This window comes from Salipiger sp. (genome assembly GCF_059781815.1).
The window spans coordinates 1-7,497 of sequence record NZ_JBYNAH010000244.1 but is presented as its reverse complement, the minus strand read 5'-3'; the positions used below and the strand labels follow the sequence as shown (position 1 = coordinate 7,497).

Here is a 7,497-nt window from a genome sequence, read left to right as displayed (position 1 = left end):
TTGGGTTTCGGCTTGCCCCAGGCGCGGCCCCAGCCGGTATGGTAGCGCGCTGCCTCTCGGGCGATGGCGAATGCGGAATAGCGTTTCATCAATCCTCGAATCCGGGGCGCGGCAATGCCCCTTTGTGACCAAGATCAGCACGGGACGCGCCCCGACCGCAACCACATCCACGCCTTCGTGAGAGCGCACCGGCAATCGGTCGCGCCCGTGGGGCCTTTTTTCCCGCGCTCCCTGCCTATACATGGGAAGCCAACACAGGGACGGAGACTGCATTGACCTTCTTCTGGATCGTCGCGGGCGCGGTGGTGCTCGTCGTGTCGGCGCTGCTGGTGCTGGCGCTGCTGCGCGGACAGCGTGAAACCGGGCCGGCCGAGGCCTACGACCTGCAGGTCTATCGCGACCAGCTGCGCGAGATCGAGCGCGACGCCGCCCGCGGCACCATCGCCCCGGAAGAGGCCGAGCGCCTGAAGACCGAGGTCTCGCGCCGCATCCTCGCCGCCGACGCGCGGATGCAGGCAGGCACGGCGCAGGCCAGCCGTGGCCGCGGCCCGAGCCTGGTGATGGCGGCGGTGATCGTGCTGGCGCTGCTCGGTGGCAGCGCCCTTCTCTACCTGCGGCTCGGCGCGCCGGGCTATGGCGACCTGGCGCTGCAGACGCGGATCTCGGCGGCGCAGGAGCGCCGCGCCAACCGCCCCTCGCAGGCCGAAGCCGAGGCGCAGCTCCCGGCGCAGCCGCCGGTGGACGCGCCCGAAGACTACCTCACCCTCGTCGAGCGCCTGCGCAGCGCGATCACCGAACGCCCGGACGATGTCCAGGGTCACATGCTGCTGGCCCGCTCCGAGGCCGCGCTTGGCAATTACAGCGCCGCCTATGCGGCGCAGCGTCAGCTGATCGCGCTCAAGGGCGACGCCGCCAGCGCCACCGATTATGCCGATCTTGCCGACATGCTGGTGCTGGCCGCCGGCGGCTACGTCTCGCCCGAGGCCGAGCAGGCGCTCGACGAGGTGATGCGGCGCGATCCCGGCAACGGCGTGGCGCGGTATTACGGCGGGCTGATGATGGCCCAGACCGGACGCCCCGACACCGCCTTCCGGATCTGGGACACGCTCCTGCGCGAGGGGCCCGCGGATGCGCCCTGGGCGCCACCGATCCGCGAGCAGATCGTGGATCTCGCCTTCGCCGCCGGCATCACCGACTATGCACTGCCCGCCGCGCCCGCGGCCCCGGCGCTCGCCGGGCCCGATGCAGCCGATGTCGAGGCCGCCTCCGAGATGACCGCCGAGGACCGCCAGCAGATGATCGAGGGCATGGTCGACCGGCTCGGCGCCCGCCTCGCCGGCGAAGGCGGCTCGCCGCAGGAATGGGCGCAGCTGCTGGGCGCGCTCGGCGTGCTCGGCCGCAACCAGCAGGCCGCCGAGATCTGGCAGGAGGCCCAGGCGGTCTTCGCCGAGAACCCCGAAGCCCTCGCCATCGTCCGCGCCGGGGCGGCCCGCGCCGGGGTCGCAGAGTGACGCCCCTGTCTTCTCTGGTTCGAAAATACCTCGGGGGAGTCGCCCTCGGGCGACGGGGGCAGAGCCCCCTCTTTGCCGCGGCGCCACGCATCGCAACGGCGCGGTCTCACGCAAGCCCGTCCCCCCGCCACTGCAACGAAAGCCGCCCGCAATGATCCACGAAGAGATCGCAGATTTCGCCGCCGCCCTGCCCCGCGACCGGGCGCTCGCCGGGCTCGACCTCGGCACGAAGACCATCGGCGTCGCCCTCTCCGACCGGCTGCTGACCGTGGCCACGCCGCTCGAGACGGTGAAGCGCAAGAAGTTCACCCTCGATGCCGAGCGCCTGCTCGAGATCCTCGCCAAGCGCGAGATCGGCGGCGTGGTGCTCGGCCTGCCGCGCAACATGGACGGCTCCGAGGGGCCGCGCTGCCAGTCGACCCGCGCCTTCGCGCGCAATTTCTCGCGGCTCTGGGACGGCCCGATCACCTTCTGGGACGAGCGCCTCTCCACGGTCGCGGCGGAGCGCGCCCTTCTCGAGGCCGACACCTCTCGCGCCAGGCGCGCCGAACTGATCGACCACGTCGCCGCCTCCTACATCCTGCAGGGCGCGCTCGACCGGCTGCGCCACATGAGGGCCGAGGGATGAGCGACGAGGTCTGGAAGCGCGACGAGATCGAGAGCCCCTGCATCAAGATCTGCGTCATTCACCCGGAGAGCCGGCTCTGCACCGGCTGCCTGCGCAGCATCGACGAGATCACCGCCTGGTCGCGGATGAGCCCCGACGCTCGCCGCGCCGTGATGCAGGACCTGCCCGCCCGTGCCCCGCGCATCGCCGCGCGCCGCGGCGGCCGCGAGGGACGCCGGAGCTGAGGCTCACGAGCCCTGCACGATGATGTCGGACGCGCTGATCCCGGCGCTGCTCTGGACCAAGATCGCGTAGCTCTGCCCGCCCGCGGTCAGGGCGACCTCGGTCAGGCTGGTGCCGTAATACTCGTCGAAGACCGGCTCGCCGATGGTGAGCTCGGCCGCATCGAGATCCGCCGCCGGCACGTCGAACAGGATCGCGTCCTCGCCGGGCAGGAAATCGAGCACCGTGCCCGACATGCTGCGATCGCCGGTCAGGTCGCCGACGAAGAGGTCGCTGCCGGCCCCGCCATAGATCTCGATGCCCTCGGCGAGGATGATGTCGTCACCCCCGTCGCCGCTGACATAGCCGCCCGGGCCCACATCGATGGTGTCGTTTCCCTCGCCGCCCGAGGCAAAGATCGTGCCCGCGACGCCAGTATCGCCCGCCGCGATCAGGTCGTCCCCCTCCTCGCCATACGCATCGACATAGGCGTCCTCGTCGGTGAGGTAGATGGCGATCGTGTCGTCACCCTGATCTCCCGAGATCAGGCCATTGCCGTTTCCGGCGATCATCAGGTCATCGCCGAACCCGCCATAGACCTCGTTGAAGGGCAGAGCGTCGCCGCTCTCGTCGGCCACCACGATGGTGTCGTTGCCCTCGCCGCCCCAGGCGCGGTCCGAGCCGAGCCCGGTCTCGATCAGGTCGTCGCCGTCGCCGCCTTCGATCATGTCGTCTCCGGCCCCGCCGCGCAGCTGGTCACCGCCCTGCTCGCCGTCGAGCTCGTCCGCACCGGCATTGCCGGCGAGGAAGTCGTTGCCGGTCCCGCCGACCAGCGTGTCGTCGCCATCGTTGCCGCGCACCCAGTCATCCCCGCCGAGGGCATCGATAGAGTCGTCCCCCAGACCGCCCTCGACCGAGTCGTTTTCGTCGGTCAAAACGGCGGTGTCATCGCCGTCGCCAAGCGTTCCGACGTCCGGCTCTTCGGTCTCCGGGTCCGGTTCGCCCGGGTCATCATCACCGCCGCCGTCTCCGCTGCCAATCAGCGAGATCCCCAAGACACCAAGCGAAAGCAGCAAAAGAATTTCGAGCATTATCAAGTCCCTGTTCAGACCGACTTCCGGCCAGAGACCTTGTTAACGAAATTTCTTCACATTTCGCCAGATTTTTCCGCAGATCGTTTCAACCGAAGGGACAATCGCGCGATCCGGACTGGATCACGCGAATTTTCCCAACGTTTTCAAAACAGTGTTCAGAAGAACGACTTGCGCAGCATGTTGGCCGCCACCACGAGGATGAACACCGCGAAGGACCGGCGCAGGGTCTTCTCGTCCACGGCGTGGGCGAGCCTGGCGCCCAGCGGCGCGGTGATCAGGGTCATCGAAATGGCGATGACGAAGGCCCCGAGGTTGACCGAGCCCAGCGTCAGCGGCGGCCGCACCTCGGCGGGCACCGGCACGAAGAAGAAGGCCAGCACCGAGGGCAGCGCGATCAGCAGGCCGAAGCCCGCGGCGGTCGCCACGGCGCGGTGGATCGGCACCGAGCACAGCGTCATCATCGGCACGCCGAAGCTGCCGCCTCCGATGCCCATGAGCACCGACAGGAACCCCACCACCGGCGACAGCAGCGCCCGCAGGCCACCGCTCGGCATGGCACTCGAAAGCCGCCAGTCGCGGCGCCCGAAGGCGAAGTAGAGACCGATGAAGATGGCGATGCAGCCGAACAGAGCCTGCAGGAAATCCGAGCGCAGCCGCGCCGCGGTCAGCACCCCGATCAGCGCACCGATGGCGATGCCCGGCGCCCAGGCCCGCAGGATGCCCCACTCCACCGCGCCCTTCTTGTTGTGCGAGTGCACCGAGCGCATCGAGGTGACGATGATCGTGGCGAGCGAGGTGGCGAGACAGATCTGCATGACCTGCGGGCTGCCATAGCCGAGGGTTTCGAAGGTGAAGAGAAAGGCCGGCACCAGAACGATGCCCCCACCCACGCCCAGTAGTCCCGCGATCAGCCCGGCAAAGGCGCTGGTGACGACAAGCAGCCCCACTAGGGGCAGCAGCGTGGCAATGTCCGGCATGGGCAATCCTTGAGCTGGTATACCAGCCGCTTACCCCTGCGCTCCCGGCCATGCAACCCTTGGGCCCTGCGACGTGTTCGTCAGGTCGCCGCCGGCACCCGCGACAGCGCCTCTTCGACAAGCTCCGGCCCGGCACCGTCGCGCGTGGCGCCCTCGGAGAGCACCCGGCGCCATTGCCGCGCGCCGGGGCGCCCGGCAAAAAGGCCGAGCATGTGGCGGGTGATCTGGTGCAGCCTGCCGCCGCTGGCGAGATGGCGCTCGATATAGGGCAGCATCGCCTGCACCGCCTCCTCGGGAGACACCGGCAGGACCGCCTCGCCATAGATCCGGGCATCGGCCTCGGCGAGGATGTCCCACGGCTGGTGATAGGCCGCGCGCCCGATCATCACGCCGTCGAGCCCATCCGCCAACAGCGCCTCGGCGGTGTCGAGATCAGCAATGCCGCCATTGATCGAGACATGAAGCTGCGGGAAGGCCCGCTTCATCTCGCGCACGAGGTCGTAATCGAGCGGCGGGATATCGCGGTTCTCCTTGGGGCTCAGCCCCTGCAGCCACGCCTTGCGGGCATGGATCACCACACGCTGGCAGCCGGCGCCCGAGATCTTCTCGAGGAAGTCGGGCAGCACCTCGCGCGGCTCCTGCTCGTCGACACCGATGCGGCACTTGACGGTGACGTCGATCTCTACCGCCTCGCGCATGGCGGCGACGCAGTCTGCCACCAGCTCGGGCGAGCGCATCAGCACCGCGCCGAAGGTGCCCGACTGCACCCGGTCCGAGGGGCAGCCGCAGTTGAGGTCGATCTGGTCGTACCCCGCCTGCGCGCCGAGCTTCGCCGCCTGCGCCAGCTCCTCCGGATCCGAGCCGCCGAGCTGCAACGCGACGGGATGTTCCTCGGGATTGTAGTCGAGCAGATGCACCGCCCCGCCGCGCACCAGCGCCGGGGCCGTGACCATCTCGGTATAGAGCAACGCCCGCCGTGACAGCAGCCGGTGCAGGTAGCGGCAGTGCCGGTCGGTCCAGTCCATCATCGGGGCCACGCTTAACCGCGCAGCCCGACTTAGATCCGGTTTTGCTGCCGACACAGGCATCCGCCGTCCTCTCAGCTCAGCCGCACTTGGAGTGGCCGCAGCTCGAGCAGGTCATGCAGCCCTCGACCATCATCATCGAGAACTGGCCGCAGGACGGGCAGGCCTTGCCGCGCGGCGCGTCGAGGCCGACGACCTTGGCTTGCGGGTCGGATTTCAGGCCCATGCCCTCGCCCTCGAGGAAACCGGTCGCCACGAGGTGACGCTCGATCACGCCGCCGATGGCCGCGAGGATCGACGGGATGTACTTGCCCTGCACCCAGGCACCACCGCGCGGATCGAACACCGCCTTGAGCTCCTCGACCACGAAGGACACGTCGCCGCCGCGCCGGAACACCGCCGAGATCATCCGCGTCAGCGCCACGGTCCAGGCGTAGTGCTCCATGTTCTTCGAGTTGATGAAGACCTCGAAGGGACGGCGATGGCCGCCGACGATGATGTCGTTAATCGTCAGGTAGATGGCGTGCTCGCTGTCGGGCCACTTGAGCTTGTAGGTCTGGCCCTCGAGCGCCTGCGGACGGTCCAGCGGCTCGGCCATGTAGATCACGTCACCATGCGGCTGGTTGGGCTCCGCCGCCGGGGTCGCGACCGCCTCGGGCGCCGCCTTCTTCTCCTCCGACACCGACAGGACCGAGCCGGTCACGTCGTTCGGACGGTAGGTGGTGCAGCCCTTGCAGCCGGTCTCGTAGGCCTGCATGTAGACGTCCTTGAACGCCTCGAACGAGATGTCCTCGGGGCAGTTGATGGTCTTGGAGATCGAGCTGTCGATCCATTTCTGCGCCGCCGCCTGCATACGCACGTGATCCTGCGGATCGAGCGTCTGGGCGTTGACGAAGTAGTCGGGCAGCTCGGCGTCGCCCTTGAGATCGCGCCACATCTGCACCGCGTAATCGACCACCTCTTCCTCGGTACGGGTGCCATCCTTCTGCAGCACCTTGCGCTTGTAGGCATAGGCGAAGACCGGCTCGATGCCCGACGAGACGTTGCCGGCATAGAGCGAGATCGTGCCGGTGGGCGCGATCGAGGTCAGCAGCGCGTTGCGGATGCCGTGGGTGCGGATCGCCTCACGCACGTCCTCGTCCATGTTCATCATGTTGCCCGAGGCGAGGTACTTCTCGGCGTCGAAGAGCGGGAAGGCGCCCTTTTCCTTCGCAAGCTCCACCGAGGCGAGATAGGAGGCGCGGGCGATGCGGTGCAGCCAATCCTCGGTCTGGGCGGCGGCTTCTTCAGAGCCGTAGCGCAGCCCCTTCATCAGCAAAGCGTCGGCAAGCCCGGTGACGCCAAGGCCGATGCGGCGCTTGTTCTGCGCCTCTTCCTGCTGCTCGGGCAGCGGGAAGCGCGAGGCGTCGACCACGTTGTCCATCATCCGCACGGCGGTGGCGACGAGCTTCTCCAGCGCCGCGTCGTCGATCTCGGCGGCGTCGGTGAACGGATCGGTGACCAGCCGCGCGAGGTTGATCGAGCCCAGCAGGCAGGCGCCGTAGGGCGGCAGCGGCTGCTCGCCGCAGGGATTGGTGGCGGCGATCTGCTCGATGTAGTTGAGGTTGTTGGCGGCGTTGATGCGGTCGATGAAGATCACGCCCGGCTCGGCGTAATCATAGGTCGCCTTCATGATCTTGTTCCACAGATCGCGCGCCTTGACGGTGTGGTAGATCTTGCCGTCGAACTTCAGATCCCAGGAGCCATCCGCCTTCACCGCTTCCATGAACGGATCGGTGACCAGCACCGAGAGATTGAACATGCGCAGCCGCGCGCTGTCGGACTTGGCGGCGATGAACTGCTCCACGTCGGGGTGGTCGCAGCGCATGGTGGCCATCATCGCGCCGCGGCGCGAGCCCGCCGACATGATGGTGCGGCACATGGCGTCCCACACATCCATGAACGAGAGCGGCCCCGAGGCGTCGGCGGCGACGCCGTGCACGATCGCGCCCGTGGGGCGGATGGTCGAGAAGTCGTAACCGAGTCCCCCGCCCTGCTGCATGGTCAGCGCGGCTTCCTTCA

At 68.3% G+C, this 7,497-nt stretch carries 7 protein-coding genes; 3 read left to right on the top strand and 4 right to left on the bottom strand.

The window, feature by feature from the left end; all coding sequences use genetic code 11:
• Positions 1-272 precede the first annotated feature (272 nt).
• The 3 genes from ccmI to AC6RA4_RS21350 all read left to right on the top strand — a co-directional run bounded on the left by ccmI (position 273) and on the right by AC6RA4_RS21350 (position 2,363).
• Entirely contained in the window at positions 273-1,511 is a 1,239-nt protein-coding gene (ccmI, locus tag AC6RA4_RS21360) for a c-type cytochrome biogenesis protein CcmI (protein WP_500163755.1), read from the top strand.
• Positions 1,512-1,662: 151 nt separating this feature from the next.
• On the top strand, positions 1,663-2,139 hold the full coding sequence (gene ruvX, locus AC6RA4_RS21355) for a Holliday junction resolvase RuvX (protein ID WP_500163754.1): 477 nt from the start codon (positions 1,663-1,665) through the stop codon (positions 2,137-2,139).
• Positions 2,136-2,363, top strand: a complete 228-nt coding sequence (locus AC6RA4_RS21350; protein ID WP_500163752.1) for a DUF1289 domain-containing protein — start codon at positions 2,136-2,138, stop codon at positions 2,361-2,363. Before ruvX ends, AC6RA4_RS21350 begins: the two co-directional genes overlap by 4 nt.
• Before the next feature lie 3 nt (positions 2,364-2,366).
• Here AC6RA4_RS21350 and AC6RA4_RS21345 read toward each other — a convergent pair whose 3' ends face one another.
• The 4 genes from AC6RA4_RS21345 to AC6RA4_RS21330 form a co-directional block, all read right to left on the bottom strand.
• The gene (locus AC6RA4_RS21345; protein WP_500163751.1) at positions 2,367-3,431 is read right to left on the bottom strand and encodes a calcium-binding protein; all 1,065 of its coding nucleotides are present in this window, start codon (positions 3,429-3,431) and stop codon (positions 2,367-2,369) included.
• A gap of 158 nt (positions 3,432-3,589) precedes the next feature.
• On the bottom strand, positions 3,590-4,411 hold the full coding sequence (locus AC6RA4_RS21340) for a sulfite exporter TauE/SafE family protein (RefSeq protein WP_500163749.1): 822 nt from the start codon (positions 4,409-4,411) through the stop codon (positions 3,590-3,592).
• A gap of 80 nt (positions 4,412-4,491) precedes the next feature.
• Positions 4,492-5,499, bottom strand: a complete 1,008-nt coding sequence (gene dusA / locus AC6RA4_RS21335; RefSeq protein ID WP_500163748.1) for a tRNA dihydrouridine(20/20a) synthase DusA — start codon at positions 5,497-5,499, stop codon at positions 4,492-4,494.
• A 16-nt stretch (positions 5,500-5,515) separates the two neighbouring features.
• A partial coding sequence (locus tag AC6RA4_RS21330; protein WP_500163746.1) for an adenosylcobalamin-dependent ribonucleoside-diphosphate reductase occupies positions 5,516-7,497 on the bottom strand: 1,982 nt, incomplete at its 5' end.

What these genes read in the sequence shown, in the direction of transcription:
- dusA (WP_500163748.1), bottom strand. Translation starts at nt 5,499, where the DNA reads ATGCCTGTGTCGGCAGCAAAACCGGATCTAAGTCGGGCTGCGCGGTTA.
- AC6RA4_RS21350 (WP_500163752.1), top strand. Translation starts at nt 2,136, where the DNA reads ATGAGCGACGAGGTCTGGAAGCGCGACGAGATCGAGAGCCCCTGCATC.
- AC6RA4_RS21345 (WP_500163751.1), bottom strand. Translation starts at nt 3,431, where the DNA reads ATGCTCGAAATTCTTTTGCTGCTTTCGCTTGGTGTCTTGGGGATCTCG.
- ruvX (WP_500163754.1), top strand. Translation starts at nt 1,663, where the DNA reads ATGATCCACGAAGAGATCGCAGATTTCGCCGCCGCCCTGCCCCGCGAC.
- AC6RA4_RS21340 (WP_500163749.1), bottom strand. Translation starts at nt 4,411, where the DNA reads ATGCCGGACATTGCCACGCTGCTGCCCCTAGTGGGGCTGCTTGTCGTC.